The organism is Celeribacter marinus (assembly GCF_965656515.1).
Classification (GTDB): Bacteria; Pseudomonadota; Alphaproteobacteria; order Rhodobacterales; family Rhodobacteraceae; genus Celeribacter; species Celeribacter marinus_D.
The window spans coordinates 37,964-60,597 of record NZ_CBFHKW010000012.1 but is presented as its reverse complement, the minus strand read 5'-3'; the positions used below and the strand labels follow the sequence as shown (position 1 = coordinate 60,597).

21 protein-coding genes and 1 tRNA gene are annotated in these 22,634 nt (G+C 54.7%); 10 read left to right on the top strand and 12 right to left on the bottom strand.

The features are described 5' to 3' along the window. The 6 genes from ACTG34_RS04745 to ACTG34_RS04720 all read right to left on the bottom strand — a co-directional run. Positions 1 to 616: hypothetical protein (locus ACTG34_RS04745; RefSeq protein WP_439103856.1), on the bottom strand; the 616-nt coding region annotated here is incomplete at its 3' end. A gap of 16 nt (positions 617 to 632) precedes the next feature. Next, complete coding sequence (locus ACTG34_RS04740) at positions 633 to 1,217, bottom strand: hypothetical protein (protein WP_439103855.1); 585 nt, start codon at positions 1,215 to 1,217, stop codon at positions 633 to 635. A 263-nt stretch (positions 1,218 to 1,480) separates the two neighbouring features. Continuing rightward, a complete protein-coding gene (locus ACTG34_RS04735; protein WP_439103854.1) occupies positions 1,481 to 2,551 on the bottom strand; it encodes a hypothetical protein in 1,071 nt (356 codons plus the stop codon). Between the two features lie 5 nt (positions 2,552 to 2,556). After that, positions 2,557 to 2,808 carry an acyl carrier protein gene (locus tag ACTG34_RS04730; RefSeq protein ID WP_439103853.1) on the bottom strand — a complete coding sequence of 84 codons (252 nt, stop codon included), beginning with the start codon at positions 2,806 to 2,808 and terminating at the stop codon, positions 2,557 to 2,559. After that, positions 2,801 to 3,838, bottom strand: a complete 1,038-nt coding sequence (locus tag ACTG34_RS04725; RefSeq protein ID WP_439103852.1) for a hypothetical protein — start codon at positions 3,836 to 3,838, stop codon at positions 2,801 to 2,803. Before ACTG34_RS04725 ends, ACTG34_RS04730 begins: the two co-directional genes overlap by 8 nt. 508 nt (positions 3,839 to 4,346) lie before the next feature. Further along, entirely contained in the window at positions 4,347 to 5,069 is a 723-nt protein-coding gene (locus ACTG34_RS04720) for a GntR family transcriptional regulator (protein ID WP_439103851.1), read from the bottom strand. Positions 5,070 to 5,169: 100 nt separating this feature from the next. Here ACTG34_RS04720 and ACTG34_RS04715 point away from each other — a divergent pair, with 100 nt between their 5' ends. The 9 genes from ACTG34_RS04715 to ACTG34_RS04675 all read left to right on the top strand — a co-directional run bounded on the left by ACTG34_RS04715 (position 5,170) and on the right by ACTG34_RS04675 (position 13,987). Then, on the top strand, positions 5,170 to 6,693 hold the full coding sequence (locus ACTG34_RS04715) for a UxaA family hydrolase (RefSeq protein WP_439103850.1): 1,524 nt from the start codon (positions 5,170 to 5,172) through the stop codon (positions 6,691 to 6,693). A 176-nt stretch (positions 6,694 to 6,869) separates the two neighbouring features. Continuing rightward, entirely contained in the window at positions 6,870 to 8,396 is a 1,527-nt protein-coding gene (locus ACTG34_RS04710; RefSeq protein WP_439103849.1) for a sugar ABC transporter ATP-binding protein, read from the top strand. Next, entirely contained in the window at positions 8,393 to 9,400 is a 1,008-nt protein-coding gene (locus ACTG34_RS04705) for an ABC transporter permease (RefSeq protein WP_439103848.1), read from the top strand. Before ACTG34_RS04710 ends, ACTG34_RS04705 begins: the two co-directional genes overlap by 4 nt. Before the next feature lie 68 nt (positions 9,401 to 9,468). Continuing rightward, the gene (locus ACTG34_RS04700; RefSeq protein ID WP_439103847.1) at positions 9,469 to 10,416 is read left to right on the top strand and encodes an ABC transporter substrate-binding protein; all 948 of its coding nucleotides are present in this window, start codon (positions 9,469 to 9,471) and stop codon (positions 10,414 to 10,416) included. Positions 10,417 to 10,881: 465 nt separating this feature from the next. Beyond that, positions 10,882 to 11,733, top strand: coding sequence for an alpha/beta fold hydrolase (locus ACTG34_RS04695; RefSeq protein ID WP_439103846.1), 852 nt, complete (start codon positions 10,882 to 10,884; stop codon positions 11,731 to 11,733). A gap of 77 nt (positions 11,734 to 11,810) precedes the next feature. After that, the gene (locus ACTG34_RS04690) at positions 11,811 to 12,137 is read left to right on the top strand and encodes a hypothetical protein (RefSeq protein ID WP_439103845.1); all 327 of its coding nucleotides are present in this window, start codon (positions 11,811 to 11,813) and stop codon (positions 12,135 to 12,137) included. Between the two features lie 62 nt (positions 12,138 to 12,199). Beyond that, positions 12,200 to 13,006: a 3-oxoadipate enol-lactonase gene (gene pcaD, locus ACTG34_RS04685; RefSeq protein WP_439103844.1), complete on the top strand. Its 807-nt coding sequence runs from the start codon at positions 12,200 to 12,202 to the stop codon at positions 13,004 to 13,006. Further along, positions 12,993 to 13,721 carry an alpha/beta fold hydrolase gene (locus ACTG34_RS04680; RefSeq protein ID WP_439103843.1) on the top strand — a complete coding sequence of 243 codons (729 nt, stop codon included), beginning with the start codon at positions 12,993 to 12,995 and terminating at the stop codon, positions 13,719 to 13,721. The genes pcaD and ACTG34_RS04680 overlap by 14 nt, the downstream gene beginning before the upstream one ends. Before the next feature lie 189 nt (positions 13,722 to 13,910). Continuing rightward, a tRNA-Arg gene (locus ACTG34_RS04675) sits at positions 13,911 to 13,987 on the top strand. A 369-nt stretch (positions 13,988 to 14,356) separates the two neighbouring features. Here ACTG34_RS04675 and mnhG read toward each other — a convergent pair. Genes mnhG through ACTG34_RS04645 form a run of 6 tightly spaced genes read right to left on the bottom strand, consistent with a single transcriptional unit; the run spans position 14,357 to position 20,313 of the window. Continuing rightward, entirely contained in the window at positions 14,357 to 14,746 is a 390-nt protein-coding gene (gene mnhG / locus ACTG34_RS04670; protein ID WP_439103842.1) for a monovalent cation/H(+) antiporter subunit G, read from the bottom strand. Beyond that, on the bottom strand, positions 14,743 to 15,030 hold the full coding sequence (locus tag ACTG34_RS04665; protein ID WP_439103841.1) for a K+/H+ antiporter subunit F: 288 nt from the start codon (positions 15,028 to 15,030) through the stop codon (positions 14,743 to 14,745). Before ACTG34_RS04665 ends, mnhG begins: the two co-directional genes overlap by 4 nt. Then, positions 15,027 to 15,527, bottom strand: a complete 501-nt coding sequence (locus ACTG34_RS04660; protein ID WP_439103840.1) for a Na+/H+ antiporter subunit E — start codon at positions 15,525 to 15,527, stop codon at positions 15,027 to 15,029. The genes ACTG34_RS04665 and ACTG34_RS04660 overlap by 4 nt, the downstream gene beginning before the upstream one ends. 1 nt (position 15,528) lies before the next feature. Beyond that, on the bottom strand, positions 15,529 to 17,088 hold the full coding sequence (locus tag ACTG34_RS04655) for a monovalent cation/H+ antiporter subunit D (RefSeq protein ID WP_439103839.1): 1,560 nt from the start codon (positions 17,086 to 17,088) through the stop codon (positions 15,529 to 15,531). Next, positions 17,085 to 17,441 carry a Na+/H+ antiporter subunit C gene (locus tag ACTG34_RS04650; protein WP_439103838.1) on the bottom strand — a complete coding sequence of 119 codons (357 nt, stop codon included), beginning with the start codon at positions 17,439 to 17,441 and terminating at the stop codon, positions 17,085 to 17,087. The genes ACTG34_RS04655 and ACTG34_RS04650 overlap by 4 nt, the downstream gene beginning before the upstream one ends. A gap of 1 nt (position 17,442) precedes the next feature. Beyond that, the gene (locus ACTG34_RS04645; protein WP_439103837.1) at positions 17,443 to 20,313 is read right to left on the bottom strand and encodes a monovalent cation/H+ antiporter subunit A; all 2,871 of its coding nucleotides are present in this window, start codon (positions 20,311 to 20,313) and stop codon (positions 17,443 to 17,445) included. 561 nt (positions 20,314 to 20,874) lie between these two features. On the opposite strand from ACTG34_RS04645, the gene araD reads away from it, so the two are divergent. Then, positions 20,875 to 22,617, top strand: a complete 1,743-nt coding sequence (gene araD / locus ACTG34_RS04640) for an L-arabinonate dehydratase (RefSeq protein ID WP_439103836.1) — start codon at positions 20,875 to 20,877, stop codon at positions 22,615 to 22,617. Positions 22,618 to 22,634 lie beyond the last annotated feature (17 nt).

The window sequence follows — 22,634 nt, the reverse complement described above, 5'->3', positions numbered from 1 at the left end:
AGCTAATGACTGCCGTATCGCCAGCAGCAACAACGTAGTTTTCATCAGCATTAATTCTTACATTGGTGTCGGCAAACAAGCCAATATCATCATTCGCGTCGACAGTGAAATCACTGCCTGCATCAACGATTACGTCCGCGCTGGCGTCGAGGTAAACGTCTCGGCTTGCGTCGAGGTAGAGGTCTTGGCTTGCGTCGAGGGAAATGTCTTGGCCTGCATAGAGGCGAGTGAAGTCACCAGCACCCAAATAGACGTCATCCGTTGCGTCAATGTGGACTAGGGTGGAGTCAATGTCGACACGAGTGGCTGCATTGAGGTCGATGCTATTTGTTGCATCGATTTGAACGATCGTACCGTTCACTTGAGTTTCCGCCGCGGTGTTGCCCACTGCCGTGGTTGAGGAACCTGTCGTGTTGAGCGATGTCGCCGTCGTGGATGTAGCCGTGCTATCCAAGAAATTGTAGGTTTCAAGGTATTCTTGGTCATTCATACCGTCGGAAATTGTGACACCATCAGTTACATCTGCGGACGTGGTATAGGATGCGTCAGCGGCAAATGCCCCCGTGCCCATGGGCACCAAGGCGGAGCCGATGAGAAGCATAGTTTTGAGTTTCATGTATGTGTCCCTTTAGTTAGTCGAATGTTTCGGTTTTGATGACGGTACATCCCGCGCCGGAGGAGACGAGGAACACCCGCATATTGGTTTGATCCGATAACGCGGTGATCGTTTCATCGAGTGCGTTTTCGGAGCGCAGTCCGGCGAACCCGTTCGCGCGCACGGTGGCGCATCTGTCTGGTAGGTTGACGGTCAGGGCGTAGTCGGCCTTGCACGCTTGCGAGGACGGATAGAAATCAGCTACGGCCAGCCCCAAGACACCATCGACGGGGACCGTCATCGCAATGGAAAAGCTGTTGGTGTCGGGCGGGTTTGACGGACGTCTGAGGGAAGCGCGCGTTTGCGCAGTGACGCCCAAACGCGTGGTGACCTGTTGGACGCGCGCGGCGCAGGTGAGCGCACCAAGCTTGACGGCTGTTTGTGTCAAGATGTTCACCACGGGAGCAACCGTGGTCGCAGGGGCGATTGCGTCGACCTCTTGAGCATGCGCCACGGTGCCAAAGCCGACCACTGCCACAAAGGCAAAACGACCTACGGCCAAACGGCACGCGGCAGTCCGTGCGCGCAAAACGGTTTCTTGTTGACGCAAAGCATGTGGCATGGATGTCTGGCAGACTTTTTATATACAGTTCAGCCATCTTCTGCCCAAGATACCTATGGGCATCAAACGGCACTGCGCAGGTTCATCGTATCGCTTTGAGTGCGTGTCGAGCCGAACACCCCGAAGGGATATTCGGGCCGGCCCACGGGGTTCGCTTGGACCCCGAATTGTCACAAGCAATCCTTTAGTATTTTGATCTCAGGCCTTGGCATAGGGCCGTGGTGTGACGGCGATTCTTCAAACGGATCAGACCTATGTGATCATCATTGATTTTGTGGAGCGCGGCCAACTGCGCGTCCAGACCAGAGCCAATCAAGAAGCTGTGGCAAATACCCGTCCGTCCAAGAGGTCGTGAATGTGCCATGGCGATCCGTTGGCAAAAGCAGTCTTTGCGTCATGAAATGTGCGGCGTCATACTTCGCCAAAATGGCTTTGTCTGTCGCATCATGACTTGCAAAGATCGATAGGATACGTGTGTGGTCGAACCCATCCGCCCAGTTTGAGACGGGCAAAGGATCGTCGCCTGCTCCGGGGACATGACCCGCTGACCCCGAAAAGTTCAACACCCGCTCAAGGCCAAGAGGCTTTGCATAGAGACACGCGGCGTAACCCCCAAGAGAGGCGCCGAGGCCGTAGAAGGCTTCAAATCCGAACCGCGCCATGAGCGCGCGGATGGCATGGGAACTCGCGGCCACATCCCAATTTTGAGCCACACCACGGGACGGATGCCATGTAGGTGACCCGTAGATGTACAAAATCGGCACGCCAAGTTCGGCCAATCGTGTATGAGCGACAGGTAAAGAGGTATTAAGCGTGTTTGTCGCAGTCAAAAAGCAAACCAAAAGCCGCCTTTCATGTGTGGTTTTAGCTGGCGTCCACAGATAGAGATGCGGATCAGCCCGGTGCAGCAAAAGGCCATCTCGCACAGGCATGTCGGTGTTTATCAACGGAACAACGTCTCGGTACTGAGGTGTGAGCAAGGGGTCAAACCGTGTAACGTGGGTGCGGATCTGTTTCAAAACGGGCAATGCGCCATGTGAGAGTGCACCTAAAACCACGCGTTTAAGGGCGATATTTTCAACCGCTTGCCCATTCTCGAGCGCATGGAGCGCGCCGCGCATTTGGATCACCGCCCTTTCGCTACGCGCACGCGCAAAAGTCGGGTTTTGTTGAAGCTGAAGATCTAACCCCACGCGAAGCTGTTCTTTGGCACGCGTGAGTGTGCGCAAGTTCAGCCGAGCAACGCTAAGCTCTTGGTCTTTGTTCGCACCGTGCCCGTAGTATTGAACCTTCCGGTCGGGTCGAAGCCAAAACAGATGATGTTGTGCCGCCACCACGCTTATCCGTCGATTGGTGTCAAACTCGCAATCAGCTCGGCTAGTGTTTGATCCGAGCTCAGCGCGTCGACGTCCAATTCAAGGCCAAAACGCTCCTCAACCTCCAACTGCATCTCGATCAAAGACAGGGAATCCAAGCCCAGCTTTGCGATGGACATCGCGGACGCGTCTTGTGGTGTCAAATCTTCACTGACATAGGTCATAGCAACGTCAAGAACACTTTGCATCTGTTCGACGGGGGGCTGTTCAGTCATTTTTTCCTGCCTTTTCAATCAACACCAAATCTCGACGCCAGTGTCGATTTGGGGTGGGTTTATTGTCTGAGGGTATCTCACCAATTTTTGCGAAAAATGCCGACGCGGCCAAAAGTGCGATGCGCCGTCCGGGGCATGTATGGGGACCTGCGCCAAAGCTGAGGGATGATGCAACATCATCGTTGGCTTGGCTGCGGTGAATGAGGTGAGGAAAGATATAGGCGAGCTGGCCCGCGACGAATAAGTGGCCTTCAATCTCTACGTCATGCGAAAACCGTCGCGGCAAAAGCGCGACAGGGGCAATACTTTTGAACCAAGCATCATACGATGCATAGGATGTCGGAGTCTCACCCACGCTCAACGCATATAGGACACTTCCGCGCAGCGCATCATAGCCCATAATGACCAAAACGAGTATGGCCCAAACATCATCTTTGCTCTTTCCTGTCCGCGCGAGTTGATCACTCAATGCATGCACTAAGGCTGCGGCTTGTGCCTCGCACGCCAAAACGGTTTTGCGGCGCGGCAAAAGATCAAACAGGTGCCCAGGAAGAACGGGAATGTCGCGTTCGGGCAATCCTGACGCCGCGGATACCATCCGTACAAAGAGGCGATCAATGAAGCGTTGCGCGCTGTCATACGCAGTCTGAGCGCTACTGGCATCACAGCCCGCAAATGTGTCATCCGCTTCAAGCCAACCCTGTAAATCGGCCTCGATCGCACGGTAAACCCATGCGCTGTTGCGGCGTGTCTCGCGGTGCGCCTGTGTGTGTTGAAGCATTGGCGAGTTGGTGAAAAAGCCGGTTAGGGTCGGCGTGTCTTGGGCTGTCAAACGACATAGCGCCAGATAGTACGCCCACATATCAAACGGGGCCGCGGCGGGACTTTTCAAAATGCCGCGCGCCAACGGATCCTCAAGAACAAGAACCGAAGCGTGAGGCACGTCATCCAACGGCACCAAGTTCTCGCCTTGCGGCAAGTGCTGTGGCGCGTTTAATATTTTGCGCAACCTCAGAATACTTTTGTCCATATCGCCCTTGTCCGTGTGTCTGGAACATTGTCAATTTGGCAAACGTTGCCCACACGGGTTACAACAGGCAGCGGCCGCTTCCCTACAGCCCAGCGGTACTTATGACAACAGTCAGAACCGCAACGGGTTTGGCGACAGCTAATTTGTCTTCTTTATGCCAACGCGTCTGATCTTTCTAGAGCGGCACAGAAGTTCGCCTTTACTTTGTCTGGCGGCACTGATCCGGTGGCATCCAAAAGAGGGTTGTCGGTGCACCAATCGAACACATGACAGTTTAGTTTCCACACGGGTGTCGATCAATATCTTGTAAAGAAACCAGACATTACGTCGTCCTGATAGACTTCAGTAGGGACGCACAGTGTTGCCGTTCTATCTTCACCTCTAGCCGCGCATGGCGTGCGCTTGTGCGTCATCACTATTTCGATACAGGTTGCTCAGCGGCGCACAGCCAAATCAGAGCGGGCGCAGTCATACAGGCTGTTTCGTTCTGCGTTTCAAAAGGACCGTCTTAGCGCGCGTCATCTTTACTCTTTCGATGGGGTCGGAAATATTCGGGGCGCTGGCGTTCAAGCGGAGCAACGCGTGTAATCAAATAGCTTAAATGGCGCGACATTGCCCTTTTCGCGGCGTTGACATCTTGTGCCTCAATTGCGTCAAGGATGGCCTTATGTTCCATCACGGATTCGGCTTTTCGGCCCTTTTCAGGAAGGATCAGCACACGTGCACGGCGAAGCTGTAACGACATTTGATCAGCGGCAAGGGCGACTTTGGGAAAGCCCGTAAAAGCGAGAATCAAGTCGTGGAACGCTAGATCTGCCTCAAAGAAGCCCTGAAAATCTCCGTCTGCCACCAATAGGTTTTGCATCTGAAGATTTCGTTTTAACTTTCTCAATTGCTCGTCGGTTCTCTCCTTGGCCACTTTGCCAACCGCAGAGACTTCAATCGCGTCCCTGAGAAAGCTTTCCTCGCGCAGCTCGCTCATCGAAAACCGCGACACGCGCGTGACGGATTGTGGGATGATGTCGACCAAACCCTCAGACGATAGTCGCCCCAGCGCCTCGGCAACGGGCGAACGCGACACACCCAATTGCTCGCAAAGTGCCCCTTTGCGCAGCGCCATTCCAGGCTCCAACGACAGATCCAAAATACTGTTGCGCAGCGCGCAATAAATCCGCTGGCCCAATGGTCCCGTCAGGCTTTCGATGTCGAGTGCATGGTGTGTATCAGGCAAGTCACGGCTCCCTACTGGCATGTTAGTTGACAGGTATGACGAGTCAAGCTAGCACTAATGTAACAGATAGAATTCCCCTTGGACCAGAGGAACACTCGCGATGAACCAACCACCCCGCGCGATTATCTTGCACCCTAGCGATAACGTTGCGATTGCCATGGCGGACATTGGCGCGGGTGAAGAGATCTGTTCAACGGGGGTTAAAACACTCCAGTCGACAAGGCAGGGACACAAAGTTGCAGTTGCACCCATTGCTGCGGGACAAAATGTAATCCGTTATGGTCAAACTATCGGTCAGGCAACGGTCGATATCGCCGTGGGCGAACATGTTCATGTGCAAAACCTCGGCATGGGCGAGCACACCCGTGACTATGCACACGCAAGCGAGGCTGTGGCGCTAGATGCGGCTTTGGACACACGCACATTCAACGGCTATCACCGCGCTGATGGTGGGGTTGGTACGCGTAACTACCTTGGCATCCTAACATCGGTAAATTGCTCTGGGTCAGTGGCTAAATTCATCGCCGAAGCTGCGGAAAAGTCCGGCCTTCTTGATGCCTTTCCCAATGTCGACGGGATTGTCCCGATCACCCATGGGACTGGTTGTGGCATGTCGGGTGAAAACGAAGGCTATGACACGCTGTTGCGGACGTTATCAGGATATGCGCAGCATCCCAATTTTGGCGGCATTTTACTGATCGGCCTTGGCTGCGAAGTCATGCAAGTGTCCGCCCTTGTGGGCGGTCGTCCAATCCGCGCTGATGGTGCGCTCCGGTATATGACGATCCAGCATGAGGGCGGCACCCGCAAGACCATAGAAAAAGGCCTTGAAGAGCTGCGCAGTATCGCAGCATTAGCAAACACTGCTGTGCGCAAGCCCGCTGCGATCTCGCATTTGACTGTAGGGATGCAGTGTGGCGGCTCTGACGGATACTCCGGCATCACCGCCAATCCTGCACTTGGTGTTGCGTCCGATATGCTGGTGCGTCACGGCGGCACCACGATCTTGTCCGAGACATCGGAGATTTATGGGGCTGAGCACCTACTGACCCGCCGCGCGGCAACCGTCGAAGTCGGCGAAAAGCTGATTGACCGCGTCCGGTGGTGGGAAGATTACACCGCCCGCAACAAAGGTGAGATGGACAACAATCCAAGCCCCGGCAACAAGCGCGGCGGGCTGACCACAATTCTGGAAAAGTCACTGGGTGCTGTCGCCAAAAGTGGCAGTGCGCCCCTGACAGATGTGTATCTGTTCGGCGAAAAAATCGACAAAAAGGGCTTTGTGTTTATGGATAGCCCCGGATTCGATCCGTGTTCGGTGACGGGGCAAATTGCATCCGGTGCCAACCTGATCGTCTTTACCACCGGACGCGGATCAGTGTCGGGTTATATGCCGACACCCTGCATCAAGGTCGCCACCAATTCCGAAATGTATCGGCGGATGTCCGACGATATGGATATCAACTGCGGTGACATCGTCAGCGAAGGCGTCACCTTGGACGACAAGGGGCGAGATATCTTTGAGATGTTTATAAGTGTCGCCTCGGGTGAGCAAACAAAGAGCGAAGAGTTGGGGTTTGGCGGGGTCGAATTCGTACCGTGGCAGATTGGCGCGGTGATGTGAGCATGGGCACCAGCGCGACACTCCACAACGCAACGCAAAAAAACAATTGTGTGCGCGGGCCGCTTCAGAGGGATGTGTTGCCAAGTAGAAATAGAGTTGCGACGAGTCGAACAGCCTTAGCTTGTGGCGCAGGTGCGGGTTGACGGCAAAGCATTGGTTTGGGAGGGCCGAAGCACATGACTTACTTGGTCGAAATGAGAGGGATCGAGAAACGCTTTCCCGGAGTTCACGCGCTCAAAGCGGTGCAATTCGATCTGCGGCCCGGTGAAGTTCACGCCCTGATGGGTGAGAACGGTGCAGGCAAGTCGACCTTGATGAAAATTATGTCAGGCATCTATTCGCGTGATGGCGGCGAGATGTTTGTTGATGGCAATCCTGTCGCCCCCGATAGTCCACGCGCCGCACAAGACCTCGGCATCGGCATCATTCATCAAGAACTCAGCCTAATGAACGACTTGACTGCGGCCCAAAACGTGCTGATCGGGCGTGAGCCACGCCGCAGTTTCGGCCGATTGGACGAGCCGGCGCTGAATGCGAAAACCGCTGAAATCTTTGCTTCGCTCAATTTGGCGATGGATCCGCGCACGCAAGTCAGCACCCAAACAATTGCCCGCCAACAGCTGATCGAAATCGCAAAGGCGCTATCGTATAACCCGCGCGTTCTGATCATGGACGAACCAACCGCCGCCCTGAACGACACCGAGATTTCCGAGCTGTTCAAGGTGATCAACATGCTCAAGGCGAATGGCGTGGGCATCGTTTACATCAGCCACCGCATGGACGAGATCAAGGTGATCGCCGACCGCGTCACCATTTTGCGCGATGGAGCCTATATCGATACTGTTCAGGCCGCCGACACCCCCCTGGCCAAGATCATCCAACTGATGGTGGGTCGCGATGTGACTCAAACGGCACCTGTCATTCCGGACACATCACGAAACGAAGTGGCGCTTGACGTTCGCAATCTGACGCGTGGCAAAGAGGTGCGCGATGTTAGTTTTGATGTCCGCAAAGGTGAAATTCTCGGCTTTGCTGGCCTGATGGGCGCGGGACGTACCGAAGTCGCACGCATTATATTTGGCGCGGATCCACGTGATGCGGGCGAGATATTCGTTCATGGTCAACCCGTTGATATCCGCACACCTCATACAGCCGTCCAAGCGGGAATTGGGTATCTGTCGGAAGATCGCAAGCACTTTGGCCTTGCCATCGATATGACAGTCCGCGCCAACATTCCGATGGCGGATCTGGGACGGTTTACGAACCGGCTCGGGGTGCTGAACGAGGCGTCGATGAAAGACGTTGCTGTCAAATACATCGACCAGCTGGGCATTCGCACACCGTCCGATATGCAAGAGGTGCGGCTTTTGTCGGGCGGCAACCAGCAAAAGGTCGTGATTGCCAAATGGCTATTGCGCGACTGTGATGTGCTGATCTTTGATGAACCCACACGCGGGATCGACGTTGGCGCGAAGTCGGAAATCTACGCCTTGCTTGAGGCTCTCGCGGCACAGGGGCGCGCGATCATCGTTATCTCATCCGAACTGCCCGAAGTCATGCGCCTCAGTCACCGCATTGCGGTGATGTGCGAAGGCCGCCTAACGGGCATTTTGCCTGGCGGCGAAGGCACCACACAAGAACAAATCATGGAATTAGCCACCCAGCGCGACACTGCGTTGGCCGGCGCGGAGGACGTAAAATGACCACGACAACAGTAGATGCCCCAAAGTCGACCTTGTCGCGCATTGTCGCGGCGGGCACGCATCAGCGGGTTTTGGCGTTTGCCAGTCTTGTGGTGTTACTGATCGGGTTTTCCATTGCGTCACCCAACTTTATGCAGACGTCGAACATGATTTCCATTTTACAGGCAACGTCTGTGAATGGCGTTCTGGCGATCGCTGTAACCTTGGTCATCATTACCGGCGGTATTGATCTTTCGGTCGGCACGATGATGACATTCTGCGCGGTCATAACGGGCGTTGTGCTGACCTACGCGGGAATGCCATTGATGTTCGGCGTCATCGCGGCAGTTCTGACCGGCGCCCTGTGCGGTGCATGCTCCGGCACATTTGTCGCCAAAATGGCGATCCCTCCGTTTATCGCCACTCTTGGTATGATGCTGATCCTCAAGGGTCTGAGCCTCGTGATTTCGGGTACGCGCCCGATCTATTTCAACGATACGCCGGGGTTTAGTGAAATTTCGCGTGGGTCTTTGATTGGTGACGTTCTACCTGCCCTACCGCTCCCCAATGGTGTTTTGATCCTGTTCATTGTTGCGGCTGTCACGGCGTATATTTTGAACCGTACCGTTCTTGGTCGCTATTGCTTTGCCTTGGGATCAAACGAGGAATCTGTGCGGCTATCAGGTGTGAATACCGACCGTTGGAAAATTGCGATTTACGCGTTGGCCGGTGCCATCGTTGGCATCGCAGGATTGCTGATCGCATCGCGCCTTAATTCGGCACAACCCGCACTAGGCCTAGGCTATGAGCTTGAGGCGATTGCCGCGGTTGTGATCGGCGGCACGTCCCTATCTGGCGGGCGCGGGTCTATTCTTGGCTCATTGATTGGGGCGTTGATCATGGCCGTGTTGACCAATGGGCTGCGGGTGCTTTCCGTGGCGCAGGAATGGCAAACAGTTGTGACCGGCGCAATTATTATTCTGGCTGTCTATGCGGACATGATGCGCCGCAAGAAATCTAGCTAACAGACGAACTCACCACGAACCCTGATCGTTATTCGGTCAGGTCAATCGACAACCGAGGAGGAAACCACATGTTGTCACGTCGCGTTCTCATTGGCGCTCTTAGCGCTTCTCTTGCCTTTGGTTCGGCATCTGCCGTCTCTGCACAAGACGAGATTTACATTCCGCTGATCTCGAAAGGCTTTCAGCACCAGTTCTGGCAGGCCGTAAAATCCGGTGCAGATCAGGCCGCCGAAGAATTCAATGTGCGCATCACATTCGAAGGCCCAGACAACGAAACTATGGTCGACCGTCAGATCGATATGCTCTCAGCAGCATTGGCCAACAACCCTGCGGCTATCGGCTTTGCCGCACTCGACAGCCAAGCAGCGATCCCGCTGCTCCGTCAAGCATCCGAGGCTGGCATTCCAGTCATCGCATTCGACAGCGGTGTGGACAGTGACATTCCAATGTCAACGGCCACCACCGACAACGTTGCTGCCGCTGCATTGGCTGCGGATAAAATGGCTGACTTCCTTGGCGGTACGGGCACCGTTGCGGTTGTAGCCCACGACCAGACCAGCCGCACAGGTATTGACCGCCGCGATGGCTTTCTTAACCGGATGGCAAGCGAATACCCCGGCATCGAAGTTGTCAGCGTTCAATACGGCGCGGGCGACCAGTTGCAGTCCACCGAAGTGGCCAAGGCAATTTTGACCGCGAACCCTGATCTGGGTGGCATGTTCGGCACCAACGAAGGCTCCGCTATCGGCATCGTCAACGCAGTGCGCGAAATGGGCACGAAAGGGCTAACAGTCATCGGTTACGATTCAGGCAAAGCCCAGACAGATGCAATCCGCGACGGCCTAATGAACGGTGCAATCACGCAAAACCCCGTTGGTATCGGCTATGAAACGGTCAAGGCCGCAGTTGCCGCAATGAATGGTGAAACACTACCAGCCATCATCGACACAGGTTTCTACTACTACGACCAATCCAATATCGATAATGCTGAAATTCAAGCTGTTCTGTACGATTGATATAACGATAGTCGCAGCCCAGCGTTGTCTGGGCTGCGACACGTTCAGCCCGATGAACCGAGGGTCGAACGTCAAACGGCGCACGGTCCATGAGCCTGGCGGCCAGACCATCGGGCATAGTGGCCAACCTAATCGCGCGCTGCGCCACTAAACGTTGGTGATAGCAATACATTAAATCTGCGGGCTTGTGTCAGCGACCGAAACGGGCGCGCTTGTACAGCCGTCAATTCCGCATCCCCATCGCAAAATAGAACGCAGAGTGATCACGCGGCGTATGGCAACGCCGCCGAGAAAACGTACGAGTTGCGCCTCAAATATAGAGTTCAAGATACTCGCGCTGCTCGGTTCCAACCTCTCCTGAGCGATTTTAGAAAACGATTGCGCGCGCCGGCAAAGCCTTTCAAGGTCCGTCTCATCGCAGTGGCGAGGGGAACCTCACGTTGCGGGACACATAAGGAGGTCACCATGCGCACATCTCATTTATTCTTCGAAGCACAAGACGGTGTAACTCTTGCCTATGATGATATCGGTAGCGGCATCCCCCTTTTGTGTCTCGCTGGTCTGACCCGAAACATGGATGACTTTGAGCCTGTGGTCGATCACTTCGCGCACCGTGCGCGGATTATCAGACTCGATAGCCGTGGGCGTGGCGCATCCCAGTGTGCCGACCCTGCAACATACACCATTGCCCAAGAGAGCAAGGACGCTTTGGCCCTGCTCGATCACCTCAAAGTTGATCGCGTAGCCCTCTTAGGCACGTCACGTGGCGGTCTGATTGCAATGGTGTTGGCGGCCACGGCAAAAGAGCGTTTGTCTGGCGTGTTGCTTAACGACATTGGTCCCGAACTGGATTCCTCAGGCCTTGCCCACATCATGACATACCTCGGGCGCCCATGCCCCTATCGCTCGTACTCAGATGCCGCAGACAAACTACCGCTCGCTCTTGGTGCGCATTTTTCAAATGTGTCGCGCTCTCAGTGGTTGGCTTACGCGCGACGGCTTTGGGACAGTGGGCCAACTCATTTGGAATTGCGCTATGACCCCAAGTTGCGTGATGCGGTCGAGGCCGCGGCAATGGACAACACACCCGATCTATGGCGCCTCTTCGACGCTCTTTGCGACCTGCCTCTTGCTATCCTGCGGGGCGCAAATTCCAACCTTCTCTCCCAGAATTGTTTGGAGCAGATGCAGGTTCGGCGTCCGGATATGATTGCCGCTCAAGTCGCTGATCGTGGTCACGTCCCCTTCTTGGACGAACCCGAAAGCGTGTCGGTTATCGAGCGCTTTTTGGCTCAAATTGAAGAATCCGCTGCGTAACACCCCCTATATTCTTGTGGAAAATGCGGCAGTGCAGCGGTATAGTGTCACCATCGTTAACAACAACAAGAGGCCATATGTTTGCCTATGCAGTACCGCAATCCGTTCTTTTAATCCTTGTTGGGTCAAGCTACGCGCTGGCCACCATGGGGATGAAACTTGTCTCAGGTATACAATTTGCTTGGGGAGGAGCCGCACTCATCCTCGCGGGTCTTGCACTCGCCGCTTCTGGCGAGATCGCGCTTTTAAAACACAACTCGATGAGCCAATTGTACCTCATCTTGGTGGGTGTCGAGACGGCACTCGTTCTCGTATTTGCTTTATTTATGGGGGAAAAGTTTACCCCCCGAATGATCCTCGGTGGCGGCCTGATAATTTCGGGTATGATCGCTGTCGCTCATTGAAGGCGTCGACGCGCACCGCTATTGTTTGACGCAATCACCAGATTGTGAGCATGAGGCAAGCGATGCGCGTCGAAGTTAACGGAACCCAACTCAACGTTAGAGACACAGGTCCAAAAGACGCCCCAGTTGTCGTGTTTTCACATGCATTGGGCGTCAATTTAACTGTTTGGGATGCCGCCCTTGCACACCTGCCGACCGATACCCTGCGCGTTATCAGATACGACATGCGGGGCCACGGCGAATCTGATGTGCCGCGCGGCCCCTATTCGATGGGAAGCCTCGTCTCGGATGCCGAGCAGCTTCTTGATACTCTCGGCGTGCGCGATTGTGTGTTTGTCGGTAGTTCTATTGGCGGCATGATCGCGCAGGGTCTCGCAATCAAACGCCTTGATCAAATTCGCGCAATCGTCCTGTCCAATACGGCCGCCAAGCTCGGCCTGCCCTCGGTTTGGGATGCGCGCATCACGCAAATTCGCACCCGCGGATTGGAAAGTATAGTTGTTCCGACTCTGGAACGTTGGTTCGCACCTGACTTTCGCACCACCGATGAGGCAACGCATTGGGGAAATGCTATTATGGACACAGACCAAGCCGGCTATTTGGGATGCTGCGCCGCCATATCTGGAACAGACTTTTACACACCGACCTCAGGCTTGCGATTGGCCTGCCTCGGGATAGCGGGAGGACATGACGGATCGACCCCGCCAGATCTGGTGCGCGAAACCATCAATCTTATTCCTGGGTCGCGATTTGAATTGATGCGCAAATCTGGTCACCTGCCGTGCGTCGATGCACCCAAAGACTTTGCGGCTTTGCTATCTGCGTTTTTAACCGAGATTGGCCACACCGCGCACCATGACACAAAGTAGCCCCGCTTATTTATTCATTCATGGCTCTGGCCATGGCGCATGGTGTTGGCGGGACGTTTTGACCGAGATGTCAAAACGCGGCCTACAGGCCCGCGCATTGGACCTGCCTTCGCACGGTAGCGACACCACGCCCCTTGAGGATGTGACACTCGCAGCTTACCGTGATGCGATTTTAGCAGATATCGAGGCCCATGGCGGCGCACCTGTCGTCCTAGTTGGCCACTCTGCTGGCGGCTATCCGATCTCCGCCGTGGCAGAGGTGGCTCCAGATAAAGTGTCCCGCCTTGTCTACGTCTGCGCCTATGTTCCCGTAGACGGGATGAGTCTCGCGGATCGCCGACGCTCCGCACCAAGCCACCCGATCCTAGATGTCATCGAACGCACGGATGACGGATTGGCCTTTCAATTTATTCCGGAAAAGGCCGCTGAGACCCTGTTTCACGATTGCGGGCCCGAGATCATAGACTTTGCGATCCCAAGACTTTCGGCCCAAGCCATTGCCCCCCAAGAAACCGTACTTGCGTTAACGGGCAATTATGCCAGTGTACCGCGCCGCTACGTGATCTGCGACCATGACCGCATTATTCCTCCAGCGTTCCAAGTAACGATGACCAAGGGCTGGCCAACAAGCCATGTGGACCACCTACCATCGTCACACTCACCCTTTTTCTCAATGCCAGACCGCTTGGTCGATTGTGTTATCAAAGCTCATTGAGACCCCATCAGGGTGCAAAAGTCGGCCCTGCGCAGACGCGTAAATCGTACCGGTTGGCTAAGCATGAAACACCGCGCTCGACCGCAAGCACGAAAGCGGGGAAACGTCGCGAGAAGATAACTCAGACCATCACGCCCCATTGGTGCTTTTCACCGCATTTGTGTTCTGATAAGTAGCGAAAATGCAGACGGTCCCGTAGCTCAACTGGATAGAGCACCTGACTTCTAATCAGGATGTTGGGGGTTCGAGTCCTCCCGGGATCGCCATTTTGTTCTTCATTCATGTGTGCCGCCGTCAGCCGTAGATTAACTTTCGCGAGTTTTGTTTTGCACGGCCGATCAAATGAAATCGGCATGCGACACGTGAACGCGATCCGGCGGGGGGAACGATACAAAAGCTGCCGCCCGGGGCACGCCACCGGATCGGACACCAATAGGGCGGGGACAGCAAGAGACTGTCGGAGGCACCGCAGAAACTGCCGGTGTCCACCACCATCGCAAAGTCCGCCATCTTTGAGCATTCGCGGTTTTGAACGTGCCGGCAATGACCTACCAACTATGACAAGAGAGTCTGATGCCAGAGCGTGGAACACGCGGCGGTGCCTCCATTGCCCCGCTACATTGGTGAACTCAGACCTAGCTTGGATCCGATTTCGCAATCTCGCGGTCATCCTCAGAGACGTTCAATGTCGACCATGCAATATCGTTCGACGGCGCGGGTGGCGTACTCGAAGACCGCAGATGGATGTTCACTTTTGCAATGAAATTCGCTGAAATCGGAGCTGTGACGAATAAAAACACCATAATGAGGATCTCGTGTGTCGACGTATCTCCCAACACAAACGAATGGGCCATCGAGGCCAATAGCAAAGCACCAATCCCCACCGTCCCAACTTTTGTCGGGGCATGCAGACGTGTCATTGAATCGTTGAATTTCAACAGCCCGATAACCCCGACTGCTACGAACCCTGAGCCAATCAGCAAACAAATCGCAACCGCGTAAGTTCCAATAATTTCGACAGTCATTCGATAATGTCCCCCCGCAGAATAAAGCGCGCCAATGCCACGGTCGAGACGAATCCCAACATCGCAATCAATAGCGACACTTCGAAATAGATCTGTACGCCCTGATAGATGCCTAGCAGAACCACCAGCCCCAGCGCATTAATCACCATTGTATCCAGCGCAAGAATGCGGTCGCCCGGTGTCGGGCCAATCACGAGCCGCACCATCGACAATATTTGTCCGAGGGCCAGTGTCCCAAATGCGATCATCAACGCGATATTCAAAAACTCTGTAGCAGCTGTCATGCGAATATCTCCTTTAGGCGGCGTTGATAGCGGTTCATTATGACGTCGACTTCCGCGTCTGGATCAGTCGTGTGCAACACATGCACAAGCAAGCTGCGCCCTTCGGCCGACAGATCGGCCGACACGGTGCCAGGGGTAAGTGTGATTGTTCCAGCCAGCAAAGTGATCGCCTCCGGCTCGCGCAGCTCCAGTGGAATCACGATCCAAGCAGGCTTTAGTTTAGAATTCGGAACGCTCAGAACAATCCAGGCAACTTGAACATTGGCCACCACGATATCCCACATTACCATGATGCTGTAGGTCACCATCTTTCCAAGGCGGAACCCTTTGGGTCTATCTGGCCACCAAATCGACGTCATACGCGGAATGATAATGCCAAGTATGATGCCGAAAACAACCATCCCAGCCGAGACTTCGTTCTGCAACATGGTCCAGATAATCGCGAGCAAAAGCGTCAACACAGGATGCGGAAAAAGCCAGTTATATGCGCGTGCCATTTCAGTGATCCCCCTTCGGATTGCTCAGCTTGCCGGGTGTGTCGACCACAGTAGAAATATAAGGCTGCGGCGTGAACAGTTCAGCCGCCATTGTGGTGGTGTAGCCGTGAACCTGACCTGCAAAAACAGTATGCGCAGCCAGAAGCGATATCAGCCCACCAACCGCAACATATGACAGGGCCGCTGGGCGTTGTGCTGACGCTTCGCCCTGTGGCGCTTGCGCATCATCGCTACTCTCGACGCTATGTGCCTTCCAAAACAGAATGCTGCCTGCACGCGCAAACCCGACGATGCTGATGAGACTCGAGCTTAAAACAATCACCCAAATCCAACCCATCAAACTACTGTCAGAGCTTGCATCCAGAATTAGAAGCTTTCCCAGAAAGCCCGACAACGGCGGCAGGCCCGCCATTGCTATGGCGCCTACAAAAAACAAAGCGGCCGTGAGGGGGTTTCCAACAATGACGGGTTGTGGTGTCAGATCCAAATCTGCCCGCCCGCTGCGCACCAAATCGACAATAAGAAACAGCGCGGCTGCCGCGAGCGTCGAATGCACGACGTAGTAAAGCGCGGCCGCAATGCCCGCAGGCGTAAACAGTGCGATAGACACCATCACCATTCCCATGGAGCCAATCACCGAATACGCCACCAAACGGTCAAGCTTTTTGGCCGCAAGTACACCGATCATCCCGATGGCCAAAGACACTAAGGCTGCGGGCAGCAACCAGACATCATGCAATCCTGATGTCACGTCGAGGTTCGGCGGAAAGATCATGGTATAAACGCGGATGATCGCATAGGCGCCCACCTTGGTCATGATCGCAAATAAGGCGGCTACAGGTGCAGGGGCTTCGGCGTAGCTAGACGGCAGCCAAAAATGAAGTGGCACCACCGCCGCTTTGATCGCAAAGACCAGAAGCAACAGCACGGCAGCCACTCGGATACCGACGGTTTCGTCTGGACTGATCAAGGTCACACGATTGGCCAGATCGGCCATATTCAGTGTGCCTGTTTCCGCATAGATCGACCCGAGCGCAAAGAGAAAGAGGGTTGAGCCTATCAGATTGAACAAGACGTATTGTACACCGGCCCTAAGCCGCGCATTTCCGCCTGCGTGGATCATCAACCCGTAGGACGCGATTAACAGCACTTCAAAGAACACAAACAAGTTGAACAAATCGCCTGTTAGGAACGCGCCCATGATCCCCATCACCTGAAACTGAAACAGCGCGTGGAAATGTCGCCCCCTGTTGTCCCATCCCGAGCCGATGGCATAGAGCAGCACAAACAGAGCAAGCACCGCAGTCAACAAAACCATCATCGTGGAAAGACGATCAGCAACCAAAACGATGCCAAAGGGCGCCGCCCAGTCGCTCATCTGATAGAGCGTGATTGTGCCATCTGCGGCCTGCAATGCCAGCCCGATCGACACCAAAACCAGTGCCGCAATGCCGGTGACCGACAGAACGCGCTGGATGCCAATATGATAGCGCGCCGCGAGCACAATAAACGGTGCGACTAGTGCAGGCAGAATAACGGGAGCTACGACCCAATGGATCATGACGTGCCCTCCGGACGGAGTTCATCACGATCAGGTTGATCATCCACATGGTCATCATCAGAGCCGAGAAATGCGCCAAGGCTGATCATCACCACAACGGCTGTCATCCCGAAGGAAATTACGATCGCCGTCAAAACCAGCGCTTGCGGAAGCGGATCGGTATACGTTTCGATCCCCTCACGCAAAATGGGCGGTGCGCCCACGGTCAAGCGCCCTGTGGCAAATAAAAAGGCATTCACCGCATAGGTCAGTAGCGAAATGCCTAAGATCACCGGAAATGTTCGCAGGCGCAGCGTAAGATACAGCCCTCCTGCCGTCAAAATTCCGATGGCGGATGCAACAAGCAGCTCCATGTTAAACGGCCTTCTCTTTAGATGCAGTTAGATCGTCGCGTGACGGGTCGACGTCCATAGGGTTGTTGTTATCGCTTGGCCCGTTTGCGAGTCCCGCAAGTCTTGAAAAACTTTCTAGCGACAGCATGACAGCCCCCACAACGGCCAGAAAGACACCCAAGTCGAATAACGCCGCAGTGGCCAACTCGAACGTTTCAAACGGCGGGATGCGTACATAGGTAAAGGCCGATGTCAAAAATGGTTTCCCGACAAACCAAGATCCGATGCCCGTCAAGCCCGCGATCAAGACGCCGGCCCCGATCACCCCGTGATACGGATAGCGTAGCCGCGCAGATGCCCAGCCAAAACCGCTGGCCATGTATTGCATAACCACACCAATCGATACGATCAGGCCCGCAATAAATCCACCACCCGGCTCATTGTGGCCACGCAGAAAGATGTAGAACCCTACCATTACAATAATCGGGAAAAGAACGCGCGTAAGCACGACCATCATCATCGGATGTCTCATGCCCGAACGCGCCTGATCGGGCTTGCGGTTCAGTAGACGCGCCCGCACCGGACCATTCAGCAACGTCTCGGTCAACGCGTAGATGAGCAGCGCCGCAATGCCTAACACAATGATTTCGCCGTAAGTGTCAAACCCGCGGAAATCCACAAGGATCACGTTCACCACGTTTGTGCCGCCGCCGCCCTTGTAGGAGTTGGCCAGATGAAATTCCGAAATAGGTGTGATGATCGGGTCGCGCAGCATGTAGTGATAGGACAGCCCAAAGGTTGCCAGACCACCGATCACCGCCACACCCGCATCGCGCACCCGTCTCAAAACAGAGCTTTCCACCGGCGTTGTATTTGGAAGAAAATTCAATGCGAGCAGCAGCAAAATGATCGTGACGACTTCGACAGTAAACTGTGTCATCGCCAAATCGGGGGCACTTAGGAACACAAACCCAGTCGACACCATAAGCCCGACAATGCCAATCAGGATCAGTGACAACAGGCGGTTACGATGCATCATGACCATCCCCGCAGTCGCCGCCACCAACATCAGCCAGCCGGCAATAGGCACAGCACCGGCAGCTTGCATGCGGTACGTTGCGGCGCCGACTGTTCCTGTGGTCCACGCATAATAGCCCGCGGCGACCATTGTGATGATTGCGATCGCGGCATAACGCGTAAATGAACCGTTATGGAGTGGCAGGGTAATGGTGCGGGCGAGTCGGACGACAAAGTTGACGAGGCTCTCAAAAATGACTTTGGCTTCAGGGCGCGGTGCGTTGTCCCACAGGCGCAATGCCGGATTGAAAACCACCAACAAGAGCAAACCACCCACAACCGCCGTGATCGACATGTATAGCGCAGGTACAAGGCCATGCCAGATCTTGAAGTGCGCTTTGGGAACCTCCGCCGCGTCGCCCAAAACAGAAGCTGTAACCAGCTTCACCAGAGGTTCGACAATGAACGGCGCGACGCCGATGAGCACAACCAGCATAACAAGGATCGAAGGCGGCAACCACAGGCCTGCACCCGGATCATGAGGTTTGGCGGGATAGTCATCGCGTACGGGCCCCAAAAACACATGCCCGATCAGGCGGAAGCTATAGGCGGCCGAAAACAAGGCCCCGACAACTGCCAAAGAAGGCACCAGCCACGAAGAACTGAACAGCACCGTATGATAGGCTTCTTCCAGCATCATTTCTTTTGACAAGAACCCGTTGAGCAACGGTATCCCCGCCATCGACAACGCCGCCAAGCTGGCGACGCCAAAGGTCACGGGCATCAGTTTTCTCAAGCCGCCAAGCCGTCTGATATCGCGCGTGTGCGCTTCGTGATCGATGATCCCGGCAGACATAAAAAGCGCCGCCTTAAACGTGGCGTGGTTAAGGATATGAAACACCGCCGCCATCGCGCCAAACGCTGTGCCCGTGCCGAGCAGCATAGTGATCAAGCCTAAATGGCTGACAGTTGAAAACGCCAACAGCGCCTTTAGGTCGTGTTTGAATAGAGCGATGACCGCCCCCAAAACCATAGTGATCAAGCCCACCGAGGTCACAATCATAAACCACTCTGTCGTGCCAGACAGCACGGGCCACATGCGCGCCAACAAGAAAATACCAGCCTTCACCATCGTTGCAGAATGAAGGTAGGCGGACACAGGCGTGGGCGCGGCCATCGCATGAGGCAACCAGAAATGAAACGGAAATTGTGCAGACTTTGTAAAAGCCCCAAGCAGGATAAGGATCAACGCAGGAACGTAGAGCGGGTCCGCTTGGATGAGGTCACGATTTTGCAAGATCACACTAAGATCATAGCTACCCGCGATCTGACCAAGGATCAGCATGCCACCGATCATTGCAAGCCCGCCCATGCCTGTCACGGTCAACGCCATTCTTGCGCCTTGGCGCCCCTCGGGCAAATGCTTCCAGTATCCGATCAGCAAGAATGATGATAGCGATGTCAGTTCCCAAAACACCAACAAAAGCAGAATATTGTCGCTCAAAACAATACCAACCATCGCGCCCTGAAAGAGCAGCAGGTAGGTGAAAAACTGTCCCATGTTATCATCGCGGCTAAGATAATGCCGCGCAAAAGCAATGATTAACAGCCCAATTCCAAGGATCAGGAAGGCAAAGAAAAACCCCAAGCCATCCAGCATCAGCGAAAAGTTCAACCCAAGCAAGGGCAACCAGTCGACGCGCACCATCACGACATTACCCGCAAGGATCGCAGGCAGGTTGGTCAACAGGCCGACAAAGGCTGCCAACGTGACGGTGAAGGTGACGCCAGCTGTTGCCGACCGACCCGCGGCATTCATCAAACCTGGCAACAGCGCGCCGAAGAACGGCAAAGCAACGATAAAGAAGAGGGACACGTGAATTCCTGACTCAATTGCAATGTTATTTGGTTAAATGTGCGGTAATTGCGCACAATTGCAAGAGCCACACCGCATCTATTCACCTAAATCTTGTTAAAAGCAGCAGCGAAACACAAAAACTGGTACAAACTTGCGGAATGCAACAACAAAACGGACTCAAATGGCGGCCCTTCCATTTGTGTGACCCGCTGCATCCGTCACCATTAGATTTAGTGGGATTACCCCCTGAAAGCACGCCTGCGACAGTTGCCGAGTTTTGATTGGCATCATCGCCGAATGATATCGCGATAGTCGCACAAAGTGCTTCGCGCGCCAAATACGCAGCACCCTCCCTATCGCCCAATATGACAGCAAATGTGATGCACACAAATCTACCGCAGGAAACTATTATGTATGCGCATACTAATTTTCGTGCGATTTCTATAAATCCAGTCAAAAGCTGTCTATAATATATAATAATTAGATCTTTTTTCGCATCTATAGTTGACGGCCTGTTATGTACGCGCATACACAAAATCGAACACTAAATCCGAATACTTCGAGGTCGGGAGGCCGCGCATGTCAGAAAAAAAGCACATCTCGCCTGACCAACTTCGCTCAGCTCGGTGGTTCGAACCCGATGATTTACGCAGCTTTGGTCACCGTTCTCGGATGATGCAGCTTGGCTATTCTGACGATGAGTATCGCGGGCGGCCCATTATTGGCATCCTCAACACATGGTCCGAACTCAACTCGTGTCACAGCCACTTTCCAGAACGCGTGCGCGACGTCAAACGCGGCGTCCTACAGGCGGGCGGATTTCCTGTGGAAATGCCCGCCCTGTCGGTGGACGAAAGCTTTAACAAACCAACTTCGATGCTGTACCGCAACATGCTGGCCATGGAGACGGAAGAGCAAATTCGCGCGCACCCCCTCGATGGGGTTGTCCTCATGGGCGGGTGCGACAAGACCACGCCAGGCTTGGTGATGGGTGCAATCACTGCGGGCCTTCCCATGATCTTTCTCCCCGCTGGTCCGATGCTCCGCGGGCACTACGCGGGCAAAATCCTCGGCTCTGGCTCAGACGCTTGGAAATACTGGGACGAACGCCGCGCGGGCAACATCACGGACGAGGAGTGGCTTGGAGTTCAAGGCGGTATCGCACGCTCCGCCGGTACCTGTATGACCATGGGCACCGCATCGACTATGACTGCAATTGCGGATGCAATGGGACTCACATTGCCCGGCGCATCCTCGATTCCTGCCTCCGATAGCGGCCACCAACGCATGGGCGCCGATTGCGGTCGACGCATTGTTGATATGGTTTGGGAAGACCTCAAACCTTCCGACATTGTGACGCCAGCAGCGGTAACGAACGCCGCCAAGGTTGCCATGGCCACGGGATGCTCGACCAATGCAGTTATCCACCTTATCGCAATGGCGCGCCGCGCCGGCGTTAATCTAACTCTTGATGATTTGGATGCGCTTGGCCGCAGCACTCCGCTGATCGCAAACGTGCGGCCCTCGGGCAAAGACTACCTTATGGAAGATTTCTACTACGCGGGCGGGTTGCGCGCGCTGATGAAACAGATGGAAGCGATGCTCGACACCTCTTGCATCACCGTTACGGGACAAAGCGTAGGTGACGGCATTAAGGACGCGAAGGTCTACAATGATGATGTTATTCGCCCCCTTGATAACCCCGTCTACGCCGAAGGCTCGCTTGCTCTTTTACGCGGCAATCTGTGTCCCGATGGGGCCGTAATCAAACCTGCGGCCTGCGACCCTAAGTATTACGAACATGAGGGCCCCGCACTCGTCTTTGACAGCTACCCGGAGATGAAAGCGGCCATTGACGACGAAAATCTCGACGTGACTCCCGACACGGTTTTGGTTCTACGTAATGCTGGACCTCAGGGCGGGCCAGGAATGCCGGAATGGGGAATGCTGCCGATCCCTAAAGCCCTGATCAAACAAGGCCACCGTGACATGCTACGAATCTCGGACGCGCGCATGTCCGGCACATCCTACGGCGCCTGTGTGCTTCATGTGGCACCAGAAAGCTTTATCGGCGGGCCGCTTGCGCTTTTGAAAACGGGTGACATTGTCAAACTGGATTTGCCCAACAGGTCGCTCAATATGCTTGTCAGCGATGACGAGATCGCCGCACGCAAAGCCGCATGGGTCGCCCCCGAACCCCGATATGAGCGCGGCTACGGCTACATGTTCTCGCGCCATGTCACGCAGGCTGATAAGGGATGCGACTTTGACTATCTGGAACGCGATTTTGGTGCTCCCGCGGGCGAACCCGACATTTTTTAAGACGAACCATTTCAAGG

Excerpts from the sequence above, each read along its gene's own strand:
- ACTG34_RS04660 (WP_439103840.1), bottom strand. The coding sequence starts at position 15,527 with ATGGCACGCGCATATAACTGGCTTTTTCCGCATCCTGTGTTGACGCTT.
- ACTG34_RS04740 (WP_439103855.1), bottom strand. The coding sequence starts at position 1,217 with ATGCCACATGCTTTGCGTCAACAAGAAACCGTTTTGCGCGCACGGACT.
- ACTG34_RS04655 (WP_439103839.1), bottom strand. The coding sequence starts at position 17,088 with ATGATCCATTGGGTCGTAGCTCCCGTTATTCTGCCTGCACTAGTCGCA.
- ACTG34_RS04690 (WP_439103845.1), top strand. The coding sequence starts at position 11,811 with ATGTTTGCCTATGCAGTACCGCAATCCGTTCTTTTAATCCTTGTTGGG.
- ACTG34_RS04665 (WP_439103841.1), bottom strand. The coding sequence starts at position 15,030 with ATGACAGCTGCTACAGAGTTTTTGAATATCGCGTTGATGATCGCATTT.
- ACTG34_RS04700 (WP_439103847.1), top strand. The coding sequence starts at position 9,469 with ATGTTGTCACGTCGCGTTCTCATTGGCGCTCTTAGCGCTTCTCTTGCC.
- mnhG (WP_439103842.1), bottom strand. The coding sequence starts at position 14,746 with ATGACTGTCGAAATTATTGGAACTTACGCGGTTGCGATTTGTTTGCTG.
- ACTG34_RS04730 (WP_439103853.1), bottom strand. The coding sequence starts at position 2,808 with ATGACTGAACAGCCCCCCGTCGAACAGATGCAAAGTGTTCTTGACGTT.
- ACTG34_RS04695 (WP_439103846.1), top strand. The coding sequence starts at position 10,882 with ATGCGCACATCTCATTTATTCTTCGAAGCACAAGACGGTGTAACTCTT.
- ACTG34_RS04715 (WP_439103850.1), top strand. The coding sequence starts at position 5,170 with ATGAACCAACCACCCCGCGCGATTATCTTGCACCCTAGCGATAACGTT.
- ACTG34_RS04725 (WP_439103852.1), bottom strand. The coding sequence starts at position 3,838 with ATGGACAAAAGTATTCTGAGGTTGCGCAAAATATTAAACGCGCCACAG.
- araD (WP_439103836.1), top strand. The coding sequence starts at position 20,875 with ATGTCAGAAAAAAAGCACATCTCGCCTGACCAACTTCGCTCAGCTCGG.
- pcaD (WP_439103844.1), top strand. The coding sequence starts at position 12,200 with ATGCGCGTCGAAGTTAACGGAACCCAACTCAACGTTAGAGACACAGGT.
- ACTG34_RS04710 (WP_439103849.1), top strand. The coding sequence starts at position 6,870 with ATGACTTACTTGGTCGAAATGAGAGGGATCGAGAAACGCTTTCCCGGA.
- ACTG34_RS04705 (WP_439103848.1), top strand. The coding sequence starts at position 8,393 with ATGACCACGACAACAGTAGATGCCCCAAAGTCGACCTTGTCGCGCATT.
- ACTG34_RS04680 (WP_439103843.1), top strand. The coding sequence starts at position 12,993 with ATGACACAAAGTAGCCCCGCTTATTTATTCATTCATGGCTCTGGCCAT.
- ACTG34_RS04650 (WP_439103838.1), bottom strand. The coding sequence starts at position 17,441 with ATGGAGCTGCTTGTTGCATCCGCCATCGGAATTTTGACGGCAGGAGGG.